The sequence below is a fragment of the Brachybacterium sp. NPDC056505 genome (genome assembly GCF_042794925.1).
GTDB classification, from domain to species: domain Bacteria; phylum Actinomycetota; class Actinomycetes; order Actinomycetales; family Dermabacteraceae; genus Brachybacterium; species Brachybacterium kimchii.
The window spans coordinates 26,333-42,964 of the sequence record NZ_JBHTSV010000008.1; the positions used below are offsets into that span (position 1 = coordinate 26,333).

A 16,632-nucleotide genomic window follows, 5' to 3' on the forward strand; every position below is an offset into this window, starting at 1 on the left:
CGCAGCGACACGAGCACTCAGGAACCGCTCAGGCTGTCGGCGGGAACCCGCGGGGCGTGGCACCCTTGAGGGGTGAGCGCACAGCACGAGACCCCCGAGACCTCCCTGGATGATCTGATCGGCAGCTGGCTGCCGCTGCCCGACGCGGCCGAGGAGCTCGGCGTCGAGGTGTCGGCCGTGCGGCGGATGGTCGACGACGGCTCCCTGGTCGAGATCCGCCGTGGTACGCCCAAGGTGCGCTGCGTGCCCGCCGAGCTCATCAAGGACGGTGAGCTCACGCCGTACGTCGCGGGCACCATCACCGTGCTGCGCGACGCCGGCTTCGAGGACGAGGAGCTGCTGCGCTGGCTCTTCACCCCGGACGACTCCCTGCCCGGCCGGCCGATCGACGAGCTGCGCGCGGGGCGGCGCGGAGAGGTCCGCCGCCGCGCCCAGGCGCTCGGCTTCTGATCCGTCCGCGATCCGCTGGGCCGCCGGCGCCCGGGTCCCCCTCGGTGCGGGGCGCTGGTGCGCGCGGCGCGTCGGCCCGTGAGCCCGCCTAGCGGTCGACGTCGAGGCCGGTGAGATCGGTCGCCGAGCGGCCGAGCCGCACGAGGCCCTCGCGCCCCTCCGCCTCGAGGCCGGGAGCGCCGGCGAGCTCGGCCTCGGCCCGTGCCGACAGCGCCCGGATGTCCGCGGCGACGGAGGAGACCGCTCCGGTGGCGTGCATGAGGTCGTGGACGGCCTCGATCGCGTCGTCGTCGGCACCCTCGCGGCCCACCACCCGGTCCAGCAGGTCGAGCCCGCGCGCGTCCTCGTGGGCCGCCGCGCTCGCGCGCGTGCGCGCCAGGAGGACGGTGCGCTTGCCCTCGCGGACGTCGCCGCCGGTGGGCTTCCCCGTCGAATGCTCGTCCCCCACCACGCTGAGCAGGTCGTCGCGCAGCTGGAAGGCCGTTCCGATCGCCTCCGCCCAGGCATCGAGCTGCTGGCGCACCGCACCGTCCGCCCCCTGCTGCGTGGCTCCCATGAGCACCGGGCGCCGCACGGAGTAGGAGACCGTCTTCCAGCGGATCACGGCGAGGGCCGCCGCCTCGTCGTCGGCGGGGGAGCGGAACCCACCCGCCTGATGCAGCACGTCGAGGAACTGGCCGGTCATGACCTCCGTCGCGAGCGAGGAGAACTGGGCGCGGGCGTCCCGCATGCGCGTCTGAGCCTCGGGGAGGGCGTCGGCATCGGTCAGGTCGCGCGCCCAGCTCAGCGCGAGATCACCGAGGATGATCGCGACGGCGCCCCCGAAGCGGCCGGCCTCGCCGCGCAGTCCCTGGGCGCGATGCAGCTCCGCCATCTCCACGTGCACGGCGGGTCTGCCGCGCCGGGTGGGGGAGCGGTCGATGAGGTCGTCGTGCAGCAGGGCGGCAGCCTGCAGCAGCTCGATCGCGCCGCCGAGGCGAGCCAGGGCGAGCAGCTCGTCCGGGTCCTCGGCCGACGTCGAGCACGCGCGCGCCGCACCGAAGCACAGGCGCGGGCGCAGCAGCTTGCCTCCGACGAGGAAGGCGCGCAGCGAGTCCACGAGCCCGGAGGCCTCGGGGGCGATCGCCGCGAGCTGAGCGCGACGCGCGTCGAGCTCATCGGTCAGCACCTGCTGCAGCAGCTCGTGGAAGCGCGCGTCGAGCTCGCTCGGGGCGGACGGAAGATCGGAACTGGTCATCAGGGGCTGCTCCTTCGGCGGGACGTCCTGATCCTCCCATGTCCGCAGGCGGGAGGACCGCGCTCCCTCCGGCGCCGAGCCGCCTCGAGCCGGGCCCTGGGCCTCCCGTGCGTTTCCCATCGGTCCTCCCCAGCGCGCACTTGTCCCCAATCCGTTCCGGGGCGTGGTCGTGGAGGCGATGGAGAGGAAGCCTCGGGGGCATGAGCACATCCCCCGCGCACCGCCTTCCCTTCGACTCCTCGTCAGGCTCCCCTGCGGGGGCCTCGAGGACACCTCCCTCTCCGTGCGCGACGGACGGCCCGCTGCCCCGGGGCCGGCAGGCCCCGGGGTCCCGCCCGGTCCGGCGGGAATCGCCCCTGCGGGAATCGGCCCCGCGCACCCTGCGGGCGGACGATCCCTCCGAGCTCCTCGCCGAGGCGCGCGTGACGCTCGGCTGCGTGCCGCGCGACTGCCTGGTGATGATCGGGCACAGCGGCCGCCGTCTCTCGCCCCTGGCCACCCGTGTCGCCCTGCGCGACGTCGGCGACGGGCCGGGAGGCGTGGACCTGCCGCGCCATCTCGCGCTCCTGGACCGGGCGGGCTGCGACGGCGCCTTCGTGCTCGTGCTCGCGGGGGATGGGTGGGAGGCCGTCGAGCAGTCCCGTGCCGACGACGCCCGCAGGGTCGCCCTGGAGGTGGTGCGCGCGGCGGCGCTGTGCGGGCCGGACGGGTTCGACGTGCCCGAGGCCTGGGTGGTCTCGGGCGGATGCGCGGACTCCTTCTCCCTCACGCCGGAGGAGGACGGCACCTTCGACCTGCGCGTCCAGCAGTGGCCCGCACCGCTGACGGCCCCGCGCGCCACCCTCGTGGGCGTCCAGGAGATCCATGCCGGGCGTCGGGTTCCCGAGGACGACCCCGACGCCGAGCGCGGGCTGCGGCAGCTCGGGGACGTCCTGCGGGGCCTCGCCTCCGCGGAGGGCGTGCCCGGGGGCCGCCCCGGGGCCTTCGAGACCTCTGCCCGCTGGCATGCCCTGCCGGCGGCGCTGCGGCGGGCGCGCACCCGGGGAGCGGCCGCCGACCTCTCGATGTCGCACTGTGAACCGCTGGCCGGGATGCGCGATCTGCTCGCCGCGCCCGACGCCGCGCTCTCGCTCCTGCACGTCCTCGCGGGCCTCGAGGAGGACGGGGCCGACGGCGGGATCGACGGGCTGGTGCGGCTCGTCGCGAGGCTCGCCGCCGACCCCTCGCTTCGGCCCGCATCCCGTATCTGTGCAGGTGGGGAATGGTTCGAGGCGCTTCATGAGATGCGGATGGCATGCGAGGGGACCGGGAGGGCGCCGATGGTCGGGGCGAGCGCCGAGGCGTGGGTCGCACTGGGGACGACGCTCGCCGTCCTGTCCTGGTGGAACCACCGCTTCGCGACCGCCGACGATCTCGCCCAGGAGATCGAGATGCGCGGAGAGGACGAGGTTCTGGCACTCTTCCTACTGCAGATCGCCCGCGCCAGGGTCCGCCCCGCCTGGAGACCCGCGACCGCCTGAGGCGGGCCCGTCATCCGGCGGACGGCGGCGGGCGAGAGCGCGGAACCCGACCACCCCGACCCCTGGAGGGCTCATCGCATGACCGCCTCGACCGTCCCGAGCACGTCGGCCGCTCCGGCACGAGCGCGGGTCCATGGCTCCGGTCCCGAGGTCCCTGCGTCCGGCGCCTGGCGACCCGAGCACGGACCGGGGCACCGTCGCTTCGCCCGGGTCGGCGCGCTCGAGCTCGAATCCGGAGAGCGCCTCGACGACGTCGAGCTGGCCTTCGAGACCTGGGGCGAGCTCGCCCCAGACGGTTCCAACGCGGTGCTCGTGCTCCACGCGCTCACCGGCGACTCCCACGTGATCGGCGAGGCCGGGCCCTCCCACGCGACGGCCGGCTGGTGGAGCGATCTCGTGGGTCCCGGCCGCGCCGTGGACACCGACCGCTTCTTCGTCGTCGCTCCCAACGCCCTGGGCGGCTGCCAGGGCACCACCGGTCCCAGCACCGCCGCCCCCGACGGGCGCCCCTGGGGCGCGCGCTTCCCGCGGGTGACCATGCGCGACCAGGTCTCCGCGGAGCAGCTCCTGGCCACGCAGCTCGGCATCGAGAAGTGGGCGCTCGTGATCGGCGGCTCCATGGGCGGCATGCGCGCCTTCGAATGGGCGGTGAGCGCGCCCGAGCAGGTCGAGCGTCTGGCCGTGATCGCCTCCTCGGCCAGGGCGAGCGCCGATCAGATCGCCTGGAACAGCGCCCAGATCGCCGCGATCCGCGCCGACGCCGGGTTCCACGGCGGCGACTACTACGACCGCTCCGACGGCGAGGGCCCCGATCAGGGGCTCGGCGCAGCACGCCGCATCGCCCACATCACCTACCGCACCGGCGCCGAGTTCGAGGAGCGCTTCTCCAACCGGTCCCAGGGGGAGGAGGACGTGCTCGACGGGGGCCGCCATCAGGTCACGAGCTACCTCGACCACCACGCGGACAAGCTCGCCCGCCGCTTCGACGCGAACTCCTACGTGCGCCTCGCCGAGTCCATGAGCACCCACGACGTGGGCCGCGGCCGGGGCGGCACCGCCGCCGCACTGCACCGCGTGCAGGCGCGCACCCTCCTGGTCGCGATCTCGAGCGATCGCCTCTTCCCGCCGGAGCTCGTGGCCGAGGCCGCCCAGGAGATCCCCGACGTGCACCACCACGTGATCGACAGCCCGCAGGGCCACGACGGGTTCCTGCTGCCCCACCCCTCGCTGCGCGAGTGGATCGGCGACCTCCTGGAGGGTTAGGCTCCAGACCCAGCCACGCCATCGGCGTCCCGCGGCCGGCAGGCAGGACCGCAGATGCGGGCCCACCGGCCAGGACGTCCCGACAGAAGGGTCCGGGTGCTCCATGAGCGTCGTCGTCGGATACTCCCCGTCAGCCCAGGGGGACGCGGCGCTCGCCGCCGCGGCCCGGGAGGCGAAGCGGGGCGGTGACACCCTCGTCGTCGCGTCCCATGCGTACCACGACCCCGAGGCGGGGCGGGCCGTCGCCGATGCGGCGAGGGTCGGCGCCGCGATCGACGCCCTGGGCATCGCCGAGCCGCCGCAGGTCGAGGTCCGCACGGGCGAGGACCTCGACGTGGGCGACTTCCTGCTGCAGGTCGTCCATGAGGCCGGCGCCCGCATGATCGTGATCGGCCTGCGTCGGAAGTCCCGCATCGGCAAGCTCAATCTCGGGGCGTCCGCGCGGCGCGTGGTCCTCGAGAGCCCGTGCCCCGTGCTCGCCGTGAAGCACGCCGACGCGATCGCCGCCTGAGACCCCGAGCCCCCGGGCGCCGCGCCACCCCGGTGCGGAGACCTCCGTCACACGGGAATAGATCCCGCGGGGGCGTCGTTGCACTCCCCGAGGCTTGACGGCACCGCCCCCTCGTGCGCCCTCACGCAGGTATCCTTCGGGTCGGGTGGTGCATCGGCCCGTGCACCATCGTTCGCCCGCGAGACACCGGTCCGGCCCTGCGAAGGACCGGCGGAAGAAGGAACTCAGTGACTGCTTCGCACACCACCGTCGACGACAAGACCGCCGTGACCGATGACGCGAAGGACGCCGCGCCCGTGAAGGGGAAGGCGACGGCCCCGTCCGCGAAGTCCACCAAGAAGGCCCCCGCCAAGAAGACGGCCGCGAAGAAGACGGCCGCCAAGAGCGCCGCGGGCAGCACCGCCGGCAAGAAGAAGACGGCCTCGAAGGCGAAGGAGGCCGCGGTCGAGGAGGACCTCGAGGCGACCGCGGAGGACGAGCAGGCGCCCGAGGAGGGCGAGGAGACCGAGGAGAAGGACCCCAAGGGCGTCCACAAGGCGAACCAGAAGTCGGACGAGGAGTCCGGCGGCCTGGTCATCGACTCCTCCGAGGACGACTCCCCGGCCCAGCAGGTCGTCACCGCCGGGGCCACCGCGGATCCGGTCAAGGACTACCTCAAGCAGATCGGCAAGGTCGCGCTGCTGAACGCCGCCCAGGAGGTCGAGCTGGCCGAGCGCATCGAGGCGGGCCTCTTCGCCGAGCAGCTCCTCAAGCGCGACGAGAGCATCGTGCGCACCAAGAAGGGCCGCGAGCTCGGCATGATCGTCGAGGACGGCCGCGCCGCCAAGGACCACCTGCTCGAGGCGAACCTGCGACTGGTGGTCTCCCTCGCCAAGCGCTACACCGGCCGCGGCATGCTCTTCCTGGATCTCATCCAGGAGGGCAACCTGGGCCTCATCCGTGCGGTCGAGAAGTTCGACTACACCAAGGGCTACAAGTTCTCGACCTACGCGACCTGGTGGATCCGTCAGGCGATCACCCGCGCCATGGCCGACCAGGCACGCACCATCCGCATCCCCGTGCACATGGTCGAGGTCATCAACAAGCTCGCCCGCGTGCAGCGCCAGATGCTCCAGGACCTCGGTCGCGAGCCCACCCCGGAGGAGCTCGCCAAGGAGCTCGACATGACCCCCGAGAAGGTCGTCGAGGTCCAGAAGTACGGGCGCGAGCCCATCTCGCTGCACACCCCGCTCGGCGAGGACGGCGACAGCGAGTTCGGGGACCTGATCGAGGACTCCGAGGCGATCGTGCCCGCGGACGCGGTGAGCTTCACCCTCCTCCAGGAGCAGCTCCACTCGGTGCTGGACACCCTCTCCGAGCGCGAGGCCGGTGTGGTCTCCATGCGCTTCGGCCTCGAGGACGGCCAGCCCAAGACGCTCGACGAGATCGGCAAGGTCTACGGCGTGACCCGCGAGCGGATCCGCCAGATCGAGTCGAAGACCATGAGCAAGCTGCGCCACCCCTCGCGCTCGCAGGTCCTGCGCGACTACCTCGACTGAGAACCCCTCCCGCAGCGGTCGGCGGCCCGGCACCTCCTGCAGGTGCCGGGCCGTCGTGCATGTCGCGGGCATGGCGCCGCGGACGGGGCGTGAACACCCGACGAACATCCGTTCCGGATGTTCCGGAAAGTCTGGTCATCCGTTCCAGCGCGGCCTAGGCTCGCACCGTGATCCCGGACACCCCGCCGCTGTCGACCTCCCTGCATCCCGCCGGGGGTCCCGTCGTGGTCTTCGACTTCGACGGCACCGTGTGCCTGGGGGATGGTCCCGTCCTCGCCTACGCCGAGGCGGCCTGCGCCCGCATGCAGGCGGCCGACGCGCGCAGCGTCCGCTCCCGCTTCGAGGACTGGATGGCGGGCCGCTCGTCCGACCATCACGCCGACGCCTACGTCGCCCTCGCCGCGCTCGCCCGACCGATCCTCGGTGCCGAGCTCTCCGAGGCCTACCTCGACTCCCGCCGCCGTCTCGTCCACGACGACTTGGGCGTGCGTCCCCCGGAGGGCCTGCTGGGCCTCCTGGACGAGTTCTCCGAGGCCGGCGTGCGCCGCGCCCTGCTGACGAACTCTCCCGCCGTCGGCATGGACGAGACCCTCGTCCACCTGGGCATGCGCGAACGCTTCGACCAGATCGTCGTCGGCGCGAAGAAGCCCTCCCGCATGCCCGAGCACCTGCGTGCCGTGCTCGGCGACGAGCCCGTGCACCACCTCGTCTCGATCGGGGACAACTGGCGCAACGACGTCGCCCCCGCCGTCGACCTCGGCGCCGTGGGCATGCTCATCACCGGTGCCTGGGGGGACAGTGCACTGCCTCCGCAGGCCCTCGCCGTCCAACGGGGCCACCAGCTGTCCGAGCTGCTGCCGGCCCTGCGCCGCTTCGCCGCCGACGCCGAGGCCTTCGCCCCCAGCCGGGACCTCGCCCGATGAGCGCACCGCGTTCCTCGACCCGCGCGAGCGCGACCGCGCTCGCCCCCGCGCTCGCCTCCCGCCTCGCGGCCGCCGCGCCCACCCTGGGCCCTGCCGAGGAGCAGGTCGCACGCGTCCTCCTCTCCCACGCCCAGGAGCTGCCGGAGCTGTCCACCGCGCAGGTCGCCGAGCTCTCGGGCACCTCACGGGCGAGCGTCGTGCGGACCTGCCAGCGCCTCGGCTACTCCGGCTTCCAGCAGCTGCGGGTGCTCGCCGTGCGCGACGCGGCCGGTGAGCGCAGCGGCGCACAGGCGGCCCCGGACACGGTGATCGGCGCGGCCCGAGCCCTCGCCGAGCAGACGGTGCAGGCCACCGACATGCTCGAGGAGGAGCCGCTGCAGAGCACCGTCGCCGATCTCGCCACCGCCCGCCGGGTGCTCGTGGTCGCCGGCGGGCTGAGCGCCTCCGTGGGCGGGGCGCTCAGCGCTCGCCTGCTGCGCCTGGGGCTCACCGTGCTCTCGCCGTCCGACCCCTTGGACGCGGAGATCGCCGCGGCCGCGCTGGGACCCGAGGACCTCTGCATGGCGATCTCCGCCTCCGGTGTGAACGCCCAGACCCTGCGCTGCGCGCGCGCGGCCGCGGGTGCGGGTGCGCGCACCATCGCGCTGACCGCCTTCCTGGGCACGCCGCTGGAGCAGGCCGTCGGCCGCGCCCACATCACGCCGCTCCCGCACCGTCACTACCAGGACGAGTTCCACAACCCCTCGCGGCTGGCGCAGCACGCGCTCGTCGAGGCGCTCGGAGGGGCCCTCGAGCGCCGGCTCGGCGAGGGCGCGGGAGCCGTCCAGGACCGGATCCTCGAGGTGGTGAGCGGCCATGTCGACGAGTGAGAGCTCCCTCCCGCAGACGCTCCCGCGGACCGGCGCCGGCCGGCCGGGGACCCCCGCGTCCCGCACCGGCCCCGCCCGCCGCCGCAGTCGTGCCCGTCGCGCCCTGACCTCGCCGATCGCCTACCTCTTCGTGGCCCCTGCGATCGCGATCTTCGGGATCTGGACGATCTTCCCGACGCTGTACACCTTCCGGGTCTCGGCCTTCGACTGGAATCAGTTGAACCCTGCGATGAGCGAGTTCATCGGCCTGGGCAACTACCGGGACATGCTCTCGGGAAGCACCAACCCGTCGTTCTGGCAGACCTTCGGCGTCTCCTGCTACTTCGTGATCGCCAACGTCGTCGTCGGCACGATCCTCGCCCTGCTGCTCGCACTGCTGGTGCGTCGCGGCTCGAAGATCATGGCGGCAGCCCGCACCAGCTTCTTCCTCGCCTACATCGCCCCGGGGGTCGCCACGGCCCTGATCTGGCTGTGGATCTTCAACCCGCGCTTCGGACTCGCCAACGGGATCCTCTCGCTCCTGCACCTGCCGGTGATCGACTGGCTGGGCGACTCCCGCTACGCGATGCTCTCGATCATCGTCTACTCGGTCTGGCACGAGGTCGGATTCCTGGTCCTCGTGTTCGTGGGCGGACTGATGACCACGAGCGGGGAGCTCTCCGAGGCGGCGAAGGTCGACGGCGCGAACCCCTGGCAGGAGTTCAGCCGCGTCACCCTCCCGCAGCTCATCCCCTACGTGGCCTTCGTCGTGATCATCTCCTCGATCTCGTCCCTGCAGGCCTTCACCCAGTTCTTCGTGCTCACCGGCGGCGGCCCCGGCTACTCGACCTCCACGATCGGCTTCCAGCTCTACCAGCAGGCGTTCGTGCTCGGGAACACCGGATACGGGGCGGCCCTCGCGGTGGTGCTGTTCCTCATCACCCTCGTGCTCTCGATCATCCAGCTGCGGATCTCCGCGAGGCTCTCGCGGTGATCGGCCGCCCTCCGCCGACCGGCCCGCCGCGCCCTCGACCACCCCGCTTCCGACGACCTCTGCCACTCATCGCCCCGTCGTGCACACCCGCACTCTCACCCAGGAGAACCCGATGAACGCCATGCGCCGCACCTCCGCCCGCACCGCACACAGCATCTCGTCCCGCATCGCATCGGCGCCCACGCGCCGCACCGTCCTCGCCGGCGCCGCCGCCTCGGCGAGCGCCCTGGCCCTCGCCGCCTGCTCCTCCGGATCCTCCGGCTCCGGCGACGGCGACGACTCCGGCAGCGACGCCGTGCCGTCCTTCGACCCCGACGCGAAGACCACCATCACGTTCATGCACGCCATGGCCTCGGGCGACCAGAAGACCGCGCTCGAGAAGATCGTCTCCGACTTCGGGAAGGACCATCCGAACGTCACCATCGAGCTGCAGGACCAGCCCGACTACGGCACCCTGCAGACCAAGACCAAGGCGCAGGTCGGCGCCGGCAGCGCGCCCACGATCGCCCAGGCCTACGGCAACTGGGCCAGCGAGTACGCCGATTCGAAGGTGATCGTGCCCCTGGACGCCTACGCGAAGGCCAACGAGGACTACGCGGACTTCGCCGAGGCCGTGAAGAAGGACATGCAGCTCACCGACGGCAAGATCTGGATGTGGCCCTTCAACAAGTCCGTCGTGGTCGTCTACCGCAACGCGGAGATGGTGAAGGAGGAGCCGAAGACCTGGGACGACTTCGCGAAGGTCAGCAAGGACGTCTCGAAGGACGGCGTGGTCGCCCTGTCCATCGACCCTGGCAGCGCCAAGGGGCCGGCCGGCGGCACCGCCCTCTACGAGATCCTCGCCGAGTCCATGGGCAGCACGGTCTTCGCCGACGACGGCACACCGCAGTTCTCCGAGGACGGCTGCGTGAAGGCCCTCGAGTACCTCGTGGACCTCAAGGACGCGGGCGCCCTCGCGATCGCCTCGGGCTACCCCGGCCAGGAGGCCCTCGGCGCCGAGAAGGGGGCCTTCGACGTCTCCTCCGTGGCCTCGTTCCCGTTCAACGAGCAGGCCGTCGGCGGGAAGTTCGAGATGGGCGTGAGCGCCCTCCCGGAGGGGCCCTCCGGTGCGGCGAACCAGCTGGCCGGCACGAACATCGTCCTGTTCGCCGATGCGAGCGATCAGGAGCGCGCCGCCGCCTGGGAGTTCATGCAGTTCATCACCACGCCGGAGCAGCAGGCCTCCTGGGCGGCCGCCACCGGCTACCTGCCCGTCAGCTCCGCCTCCCTCGAGCAGGACGCCATGAAGAAGGTCGTCGAGGAGCGCCCGTGGATCACCGACGCCGTCAAGCAGCTCGACACCGCGCGCGCCCTGCCGCCGGTCACGAGCGTCACCGAGGCCTCGGGGCTGCTGTCCGTCGCCCTCCAGGACGCCCTGCAGGGCAAGGCGAAGCCGGCCGACGCCCTCGCCGACGCGCAGAAGAAGGCCGAGGCGCTGGGCTGACGCGGCGCGGGCGGGGACCACGAGGACCACGGGTGACACGAGGGACGGGGAGGCGAGCGAGCCGATGACCAGCACGAGCACCACGCTGCGCAGCAGCACGGGGGAGGAGATCCCGCGCAGGCGCCGCCGGACCCGCCCCGCCCAGCGGGTGCTGTCGGCCCTCGCCGCCCTCGCGGCGCTCGCCTTCCTCTTCCCCCTGCTGTGGACCTTGTACACCTCGATGTCCACGCCCGACGACGTGTACACCCTGCCGCCGCGGATCAGACCGCCCGGCGAATGGGGCCACTACATCGAGGCCGCCGCGCAGAACTACGCGCGGGCGTGGGCGGCCGCGCCCTGGCCGCGCTACTTCGGCAACACCGTCTTCATCGCGGTGTGCGTCGTCGCCCTGACGCTGCTCACCGGACTGCTCGCGGCCTTCGCCTTCGCACGCATGAGGTTCCGCGGCCGCGGTGTGCTGTTCCTGCTGGTGATGAGCGTGATGATGGTCCCGCAGACGGTGCTGCTGGTGCCGAACTTCCTGCTCGCCCAGAAGATGGGCCTCTACGACACCTATGCGATCCAGATCCTCCCGTGGGGCGCGTCCGTGTTCGGCATCTTCCTGCTGCGGCAGTTCTTCCAGACCCTTCCCGCCGAGATCTTCGAGGCCGCCGAGCTCGACGGCGCGGGCCCGGTGCGCATGCTCGCGCAGGTCGCCGGGCCGCTCGCCGTGCCCACGATGATCCTGGTGGGCCTGAACGCCTTCATGGGGTCCTGGAACTCGTTCGTCTGGCCGTACTTCATGACCAAGTCCGATCAGCTGCGCCCCATCGAAGTGGGACTGCAGACCTTCCAGTCCGAGAACGGCAACGACTGGACCGGGATGAGCGCCGCGGTCGTCTTCACGACGATCCCGGTGATCCTGCTCTTCCTGTTCCTCCAGAAGTACTTCGTGCGCGGCGCCTTCTCGACCGACGGGGCGGTGCGCGGATGAACGGGCGGGAGAGCGGGTGGGGGAGCCGGCCGACGGGAACGACGAGGAGCGAGCCGATGGACGACCCGACGGGCACGAGCATCGAGATCCACGGCGGGGTGCGCGTCATCGGCGGCACCAAGGTGCTGATCAGCACCGCGCGCGCCCGGGTGCTGCTGGACATCGGCGAGGACATCCCGGGCGAGGCGGACCTGCTGCGCGACAGCACCCGTGCGCGCGGGGGCCACGGCCTCGCCGATCGCCTGCGTCTCGGTGCGGCGCCGCGGATCACCGGGCTGTTCGCGCCGGAGGAGCTGCGCGCCGTCGGCCCCGGGGCGCAGGAGGTGCACGCGCTCGCGGCCGCGGATGACCGACCGCTCGTCGTCGTCCTCTCCCATGCCCACATCGACCACGACGGACTCCTGGCGCACCTGCGGCCCGAGGTCCGCGTCCTCGCCCATCCCGACACCATCGCCCTGCACCGCGCCCTCGAGGAGGCGGGTGCTACGACGCCGGGCACGGCCGCTCGCCTCACCCCGATCGCGGAGGGGCAGGAGGTCGCCGTCGAGGATCTCGCCGTCACCGTGCACCGGGTGGACCACGACGTGCGCGGTGCGATCGGGACCATCGTGCGCGCCTCCGACGGCGTCCTCGCCTACACCGGGGACGTGAACCTGCACCGCGAGGACGGGGCGCACACGCGCGCCTTCCTCGAGGCCGCGCGCGGGGCCGACGTGCTCGTGTGCGAGACGACGATGCTCAGCTTCGACCCGCTGCCTCCCGAGCCCCGCAGCGAGGAGGAGATCGCGCGCGTCGTCACCGAGGCGCTGACCGGCAGCGAGGACCTCATGCTGCTCAGCGCGTACGAGCGGGACGTCGACCGCGCCGCACTGCTCATCCATGCCGCCGCCGACGCTGGTCGCACGCTCGTGTGGCCGGGACGCCACGCCGCCGTGCTCACCGCGATGGGCATCGGGGGAGTCGTCACCTGGGACGGGACGCGACCCCAGTCCGGGAGCCAGCGCCGGGCGGGGGAGCTCGCGACCGGTCGCGGGCCGCACGCGGCACGCACTGTCGACATCGACGAGGTCCTGGCGGCCCCCGGGCGCTTCCTCGTCCAGATCGATGCCGAGGACTTCACCTCCCTGCTCGATCTCCCGCTGGGGCCCACGAGCGCCTGGATCCATTCGCAGGGCGAGCCGCTGGGACCGTTCATGCGCGATTGGGACGTGTGGCAGGACTGGCTCGAACGCCTCGGGCTCACGACGGTCCCGGCCGGGTCCTCGGGGCATGCTGGCCCGCTCGCCCTGCGCGAGATCGTCGAGCGGATCGCTCCGGCCCGGGTGATCGCCCTGCACGGCTTCCACCCCGAGCGCCTCGAGGTCGACGGCGTGCAGACGGTCCTGCCCGAGATCGGCGCCGCGATCCCGCTGCGCGGCGACGGCACGCGCTGATCGGGGCCCGCCGGACGCGCGAGGGCCCCGCATCCTCGGCGGATGCGGGGCCCTCGGGAGTCAGGTCGTGTGCGGGATCAGTCCTCGACCGGCACCGGACGGGCGTGCAGGCGCTCGGTCTCGTCGATGACCTCCGAGGCGAGCGGACGGAAGGCGTCCTCGTGCGCGCGGGCATGGTGCCCGCAGAACAGCAGCTCGCCACCGGCGGAGAGGGAGACCTTGACGTAGGCCTGGGCGCCGCAGCGGTCGCAGCGGTCGTGCGCGGTCAGTCGCGGGGCTTCGACGGTCGTGTTCATGCCCCACATTCAAGCACCGCGCGGGCGTTCGCGGCGTGATCCGCGCCTCCGGTTCGCTCACCGCGCAACGCCCGTGCGCCCCGCCACGCCGGGGACGCCCGTCGGCCCTGGTCGTCGGGCTCGCCGCCGTAGAATGACGCGCGTGTCAGACACCACCGCGTCCTCCGAGACCCCGGCCGCCGACTCCTCGTCCCAGGGGCGCTCCGCGTCGTCATCCGCGAAGCCCGCCGCGAAGAGCTCGACGAAGGCCCCCGCGAAGACCGCCTCGAAGCAGGCCGCCTACGACGCCCGCCATCTGCAGGTGCTCGAGGGCCTCGAGGCCGTCCGCAAGCGCCCGGGCATGTACATCGGGTCGACGGACTCGCGCGGCCTCATGCACTGCCTGTGGGAGATCCTCGACAACTCCGTGGACGAGGCCCTGGGCGGCAACGGCGAGAGCATCGAGGTCATCCTCCACGAGGACGCCTCCGTCGAGGTCCGCGACTCCGGGCGCGGCGTGCCCGTCGACACCGAGCCGCGCACGGGCCTGACCGGCGTCGAGGTCGTCTACACGAAGCTGCACGCGGGCGGGAAGTTCGGCGGCGGCTCCTACGCCGCCTCGGGCGGTCTGCACGGCGTGGGCGCGAGCGTCGTCAACGCGCTGTCGGCCCGCCTCGACGTCGAGGTCGACCGCGCCGGGGTCACCTATGCCATGAGCTTCCAGCGCGGCGTCCCAGGCGTCTTCGCCGACGGGGCCGACGGGCCGGGGCCCGACGCCCCGTTCACCGCCGCCGACGGCCCCGCCGAGCTGCGCAGGGTCGGGAAGGTCAAGCGCGGCGTCTCGGGCACACGCGTGCGCTACTGGGCCGATCCCCAGATCTTCATCAAGGGCTCCCACTTCTCGAGCGAGGAGCTCGTGCGTCGCGCGCGCCAGACCGCGTTCCTGGTGCCGGGCCTGGGGATCACGATCTCGGACCGTCGGCCCGAGCGCAGCCCCGATCAGGACGAGGAGCGCTCCTTCCGCTACGACGGCGGCATCTCCGAGTTCGTCGAGTACCTCGCGCAGGACCAGAAGATCACCGACGTGATCCGCCTGCAGGGCAGCGGCGACTACACGGAGACCATCCCCGTGCTCGACTCCAAGGGCCACATGGTCTCCAAGGACGTCGACCGCACATGCGAGGTCGATGTCGCGCTGCGCTGGGGCGCCGACTACGACACCACCCTGCGGTCCTTCGTGAACATCGTGGCGACCCCCAAGGGCGGCACCCACACCTCGGGCTTCGAGCAGGCGCTGCTGAAGACGCTGCGCAAGCAGGTCGAGAATCAGGCGCGCCGCGTGAAGTTCAACGCGAAGAACGAGAAGATCGAGAAGGACGACGCGCTCGCGGGACTGACGGCCGTGGTCACCGTGCGCCTCGAGGAGCCGCAGTTCGAGGGCCAGACGAAGGAGGTGCTGGGCACCCCCGCGGTGCGCCAGATCGTCTCCAAGGTCGTCGAGCAGCAGCTCACCGGCTTCCTCACCTCCAGCAAGAAGGAGGAGAAGGAGCAGGGAGCGCTCGTCGTGGACAAGGTGGTCTCCGAGATGCGCGCCCGCATCGCCGCGCGCATGCACAAGGAGGTCTCCCGCCGCAAGAACGCCCTGGAGTCCTCGACGATGCCCACGAAGCTCGCCGACTGCCGCTCGACCGACGTCGAGCGCTCCGAGCTGTTCATCGTCGAGGGCGACAGCGCACTGGGCACCGCGAAGAACGCGCGCAACTCCGAGTTCCAGGCGCTGCTGCCGATCCGTGGCAAGATCCTGAACGTCCAGAAGGCCTCGATCACCGACATGCTCAAGAACACCGAGTGCGCGGCGATCATCCAGGTGCTCGGCGCGGGATCCGGGCGCACCTTCGACCTCGAGCAGGCGCGCTACGGGAAGATCATCATGATGAGCGACGCCGACGTCGACGGCGCCCACATCCGCACCCTGCTGCTGACCCTCTTCCATCGCTACATGCGGCCCATGCTCGAGGCCGGGCGGATCTTCGCCGCCGTGCCGCCTCTGCACCGCGTGGAGATCATCCACGGCGGCAAGAAGAAGAACGAGTACGTCTACACGTACTCGGAGAACGAGCTGAACCGCCTGCTGAAGAGCCTGGACAAGCGCGGCAAGCGGTACAAGGAGCCGATCCAGCGCTACAAGGGCCTGGGGGAGATGGACGACGACCAGCTCGCCGACACCACCATGGACCCGCGCCACCGCACCCTGCGCCGCGTGCGCATCGAGGACGCGGAGGCCGCCGCCTCGATGTTCGACCTGCTCATGGGCAGCGACGTCGCCCCGCGCAAGCAGTTCATCATCGAGGGCGCCGAGGAGCTGGACCGCGAGAGGATCGACGCATGAGCCTCGCCGTCCGCGTCATCCCCTGTCTCGACGTCGACGACGGCCGCGTCGTCAAGGGCGTGAACTTCAGGGGCCTGCGCGACGCCGGAGATCCGGTCGAGCTCGCCCGCCGCTACGGCGAGGAGGGGGCCGACGAGCTCACCTTCCTCGACGTGAGCGCCTCGGCGAGCGGACGCGGCACCATGCTCGAGGTGGTGCGGCGCACCGCCGAGCAGGTGCTGATCCCGCTCACCGTGGGCGGGGGAGTGCGCTCGGCGGAGGACGTCGACCAGCTGCTGCGCGCCGGAGCCGACAAGGTCGGCGTGAACACCGCCGCCATCGCCCGGCCGCAGGTGATCACGGAGATCGCCGAGCGCTTCGGCAACCAGGTGCTCGTGCTCTCGGCCGACGTCCGCCGCGTCACCGAGGAGACGCCCGACGGCCCCGCGCGCTCCGGCTCGGGCTTCGAGGTCACCACCCACGGCGGCCGCCGCGGCACCGGCATCGACGCGATCGCCTGGATCGCCGAGGCCGCGCAGCGCGGCGCCGGCGAGATCCTGCTGAACTCGATGGACGCCGACGGCACCACCAGCGGATTCGACCTCGAGCTGATCCGCGCCGCCCGTGCGGCGGCGGACGTGCCTCTCATCGCCTCGGGCGGTGCGGGCCGCGCGGAGGACTTCCCGCCGGCGGTGCGGGCGGGCGCCGACGCCGTGCTCGCCGCGAGCGTCTTCCACTTCGGCACCCTCACCATCGGCCAGGCGAAGGAAGCCCTCGCGGCCGACGGTCTGCCCGTCCGCTGACGGCACCCGTCGG

At 72.3% G+C, this 16,632-nt stretch carries 15 protein-coding genes; 13 read left to right on the forward strand and 2 right to left on the reverse strand.

Annotated elements, in window-relative coordinates:
- Positions 1 to 72: 72 nt before the first annotated feature.
- Positions 73 to 450, forward strand: coding sequence for an Rv2175c family DNA-binding protein (locus ACFQ53_RS07280; RefSeq protein ID WP_249480344.1), 378 nt, complete (start codon positions 73 to 75; stop codon positions 448 to 450).
- Between the two features lie 88 nt (positions 451 to 538).
- Here the strand turns inward: ACFQ53_RS07280 and ACFQ53_RS07285 are convergent, their stop codons facing one another.
- Positions 539 to 1,687 carry a polyprenyl synthetase family protein gene (locus tag ACFQ53_RS07285; RefSeq protein ID WP_377857448.1) on the reverse strand — a complete coding sequence of 383 codons (1,149 nt, stop codon included), beginning with the start codon at positions 1,685 to 1,687 and terminating at the stop codon, positions 539 to 541.
- 200 nt (positions 1,688 to 1,887) lie between these two features.
- Between ACFQ53_RS07285 and ACFQ53_RS07290 the strand changes: the two genes are divergently transcribed.
- The 10 genes from ACFQ53_RS07290 (at position 1,888) to ACFQ53_RS07335 (ending at position 13,173) form a co-directional block, all read left to right on the forward strand.
- Positions 1,888 to 3,207, forward strand: a complete 1,320-nt coding sequence (locus ACFQ53_RS07290; RefSeq protein WP_377857451.1) for a hypothetical protein — start codon at positions 1,888 to 1,890, stop codon at positions 3,205 to 3,207.
- A 78-nt stretch (positions 3,208 to 3,285) separates the two neighbouring features.
- On the forward strand, positions 3,286 to 4,470 hold the full coding sequence (locus tag ACFQ53_RS07295; protein WP_377857454.1) for a homoserine O-acetyltransferase: 1,185 nt from the start codon (positions 3,286 to 3,288) through the stop codon (positions 4,468 to 4,470).
- Positions 4,471 to 4,573: 103 nt separating this feature from the next.
- Complete coding sequence (locus tag ACFQ53_RS07300; RefSeq protein WP_377857457.1) at positions 4,574 to 4,981, forward strand: universal stress protein; 408 nt, start codon at positions 4,574 to 4,576, stop codon at positions 4,979 to 4,981.
- A 197-nt stretch (positions 4,982 to 5,178) separates the two neighbouring features.
- Positions 5,179 to 6,519, forward strand: coding sequence for an RNA polymerase sigma factor (locus tag ACFQ53_RS07305; protein ID WP_377857652.1), 1,341 nt, complete (start codon positions 5,179 to 5,181; stop codon positions 6,517 to 6,519).
- Between the two features lie 167 nt (positions 6,520 to 6,686).
- Positions 6,687 to 7,442 carry an HAD family hydrolase gene (locus tag ACFQ53_RS07310; protein WP_377857460.1) on the forward strand — a complete coding sequence of 252 codons (756 nt, stop codon included), beginning with the start codon at positions 6,687 to 6,689 and terminating at the stop codon, positions 7,440 to 7,442.
- Entirely contained in the window at positions 7,439 to 8,311 is an 873-nt protein-coding gene (locus tag ACFQ53_RS07315; RefSeq protein ID WP_377857463.1) for a MurR/RpiR family transcriptional regulator, read from the forward strand. The genes ACFQ53_RS07310 and ACFQ53_RS07315 overlap by 4 nt, the downstream gene beginning before the upstream one ends.
- Positions 8,298 to 9,284: a carbohydrate ABC transporter permease gene (locus ACFQ53_RS07320; RefSeq protein WP_377857466.1), complete on the forward strand. Its 987-nt coding sequence runs from the start codon at positions 8,298 to 8,300 to the stop codon at positions 9,282 to 9,284. The genes ACFQ53_RS07315 and ACFQ53_RS07320 overlap by 14 nt, the downstream gene beginning before the upstream one ends.
- A 112-nt stretch (positions 9,285 to 9,396) precedes the next feature.
- Entirely contained in the window at positions 9,397 to 10,767 is a 1,371-nt protein-coding gene (locus ACFQ53_RS07325) for an ABC transporter substrate-binding protein (protein ID WP_377857469.1), read from the forward strand.
- A gap of 64 nt (positions 10,768 to 10,831) precedes the next feature.
- On the forward strand, positions 10,832 to 11,740 hold the full coding sequence (locus ACFQ53_RS07330) for a carbohydrate ABC transporter permease (RefSeq protein WP_377857471.1): 909 nt from the start codon (positions 10,832 to 10,834) through the stop codon (positions 11,738 to 11,740).
- A gap of 56 nt (positions 11,741 to 11,796) precedes the next feature.
- Entirely contained in the window at positions 11,797 to 13,173 is a 1,377-nt protein-coding gene (locus ACFQ53_RS07335; RefSeq protein ID WP_377857474.1) for an MBL fold metallo-hydrolase, read from the forward strand.
- A gap of 77 nt (positions 13,174 to 13,250) precedes the next feature.
- Here the strand turns inward: ACFQ53_RS07335 and ACFQ53_RS07340 are convergent, their stop codons facing one another.
- Positions 13,251 to 13,469, reverse strand: coding sequence for a hypothetical protein (locus tag ACFQ53_RS07340; RefSeq protein ID WP_152353098.1), 219 nt, complete (start codon positions 13,467 to 13,469; stop codon positions 13,251 to 13,253).
- 301 nt (positions 13,470 to 13,770) lie between these two features.
- Between ACFQ53_RS07340 and ACFQ53_RS07345 the strand changes: the two genes are divergently transcribed.
- Together ACFQ53_RS07345 and hisF are read left to right on the forward strand one after the other, a co-directional pair.
- Positions 13,771 to 15,837 carry a type IIA DNA topoisomerase subunit B gene (locus tag ACFQ53_RS07345; RefSeq protein WP_377857655.1) on the forward strand — a complete coding sequence of 689 codons (2,067 nt, stop codon included), beginning with the start codon at positions 13,771 to 13,773 and terminating at the stop codon, positions 15,835 to 15,837.
- Positions 15,834 to 16,619 (forward strand): imidazole glycerol phosphate synthase subunit HisF, encoded by a 786-nt coding sequence (gene hisF, locus ACFQ53_RS07350; RefSeq protein ID WP_377857478.1) that lies wholly within the window; start codon positions 15,834 to 15,836, stop codon positions 16,617 to 16,619. The genes ACFQ53_RS07345 and hisF overlap by 4 nt, the downstream gene beginning before the upstream one ends.
- Positions 16,620 to 16,632: the final 13 nt, after the last annotated feature.

Bases quoted from the DNA above. Each gene is read 5' to 3' on its own strand.
- ACFQ53_RS07285 (WP_377857448.1), bottom strand. From the start codon at position 1,687: ATGACCAGTTCCGATCTTCCGTCCGCCCCGAGCGAGCTCGACGCGCGC.
- ACFQ53_RS07290 (WP_377857451.1), top strand. From the start codon at position 1,888: ATGAGCACATCCCCCGCGCACCGCCTTCCCTTCGACTCCTCGTCAGGC.
- ACFQ53_RS07295 (WP_377857454.1), top strand. From the start codon at position 3,286: ATGACCGCCTCGACCGTCCCGAGCACGTCGGCCGCTCCGGCACGAGCG.
- ACFQ53_RS07300 (WP_377857457.1), top strand. From the start codon at position 4,574: ATGAGCGTCGTCGTCGGATACTCCCCGTCAGCCCAGGGGGACGCGGCG.
- ACFQ53_RS07315 (WP_377857463.1), top strand. From the start codon at position 7,439: ATGAGCGCACCGCGTTCCTCGACCCGCGCGAGCGCGACCGCGCTCGCC.
- ACFQ53_RS07320 (WP_377857466.1), top strand. From the start codon at position 8,298: ATGTCGACGAGTGAGAGCTCCCTCCCGCAGACGCTCCCGCGGACCGGC.
- ACFQ53_RS07325 (WP_377857469.1), top strand. From the start codon at position 9,397: ATGAACGCCATGCGCCGCACCTCCGCCCGCACCGCACACAGCATCTCG.
- ACFQ53_RS07330 (WP_377857471.1), top strand. From the start codon at position 10,832: ATGACCAGCACGAGCACCACGCTGCGCAGCAGCACGGGGGAGGAGATC.
- ACFQ53_RS07335 (WP_377857474.1), top strand. From the start codon at position 11,797: ATGGACGACCCGACGGGCACGAGCATCGAGATCCACGGCGGGGTGCGC.
- ACFQ53_RS07340 (WP_152353098.1), bottom strand. From the start codon at position 13,469: ATGAACACGACCGTCGAAGCCCCGCGACTGACCGCGCACGACCGCTGC.
- hisF (WP_377857478.1), top strand. From the start codon at position 15,834: ATGAGCCTCGCCGTCCGCGTCATCCCCTGTCTCGACGTCGACGACGGC.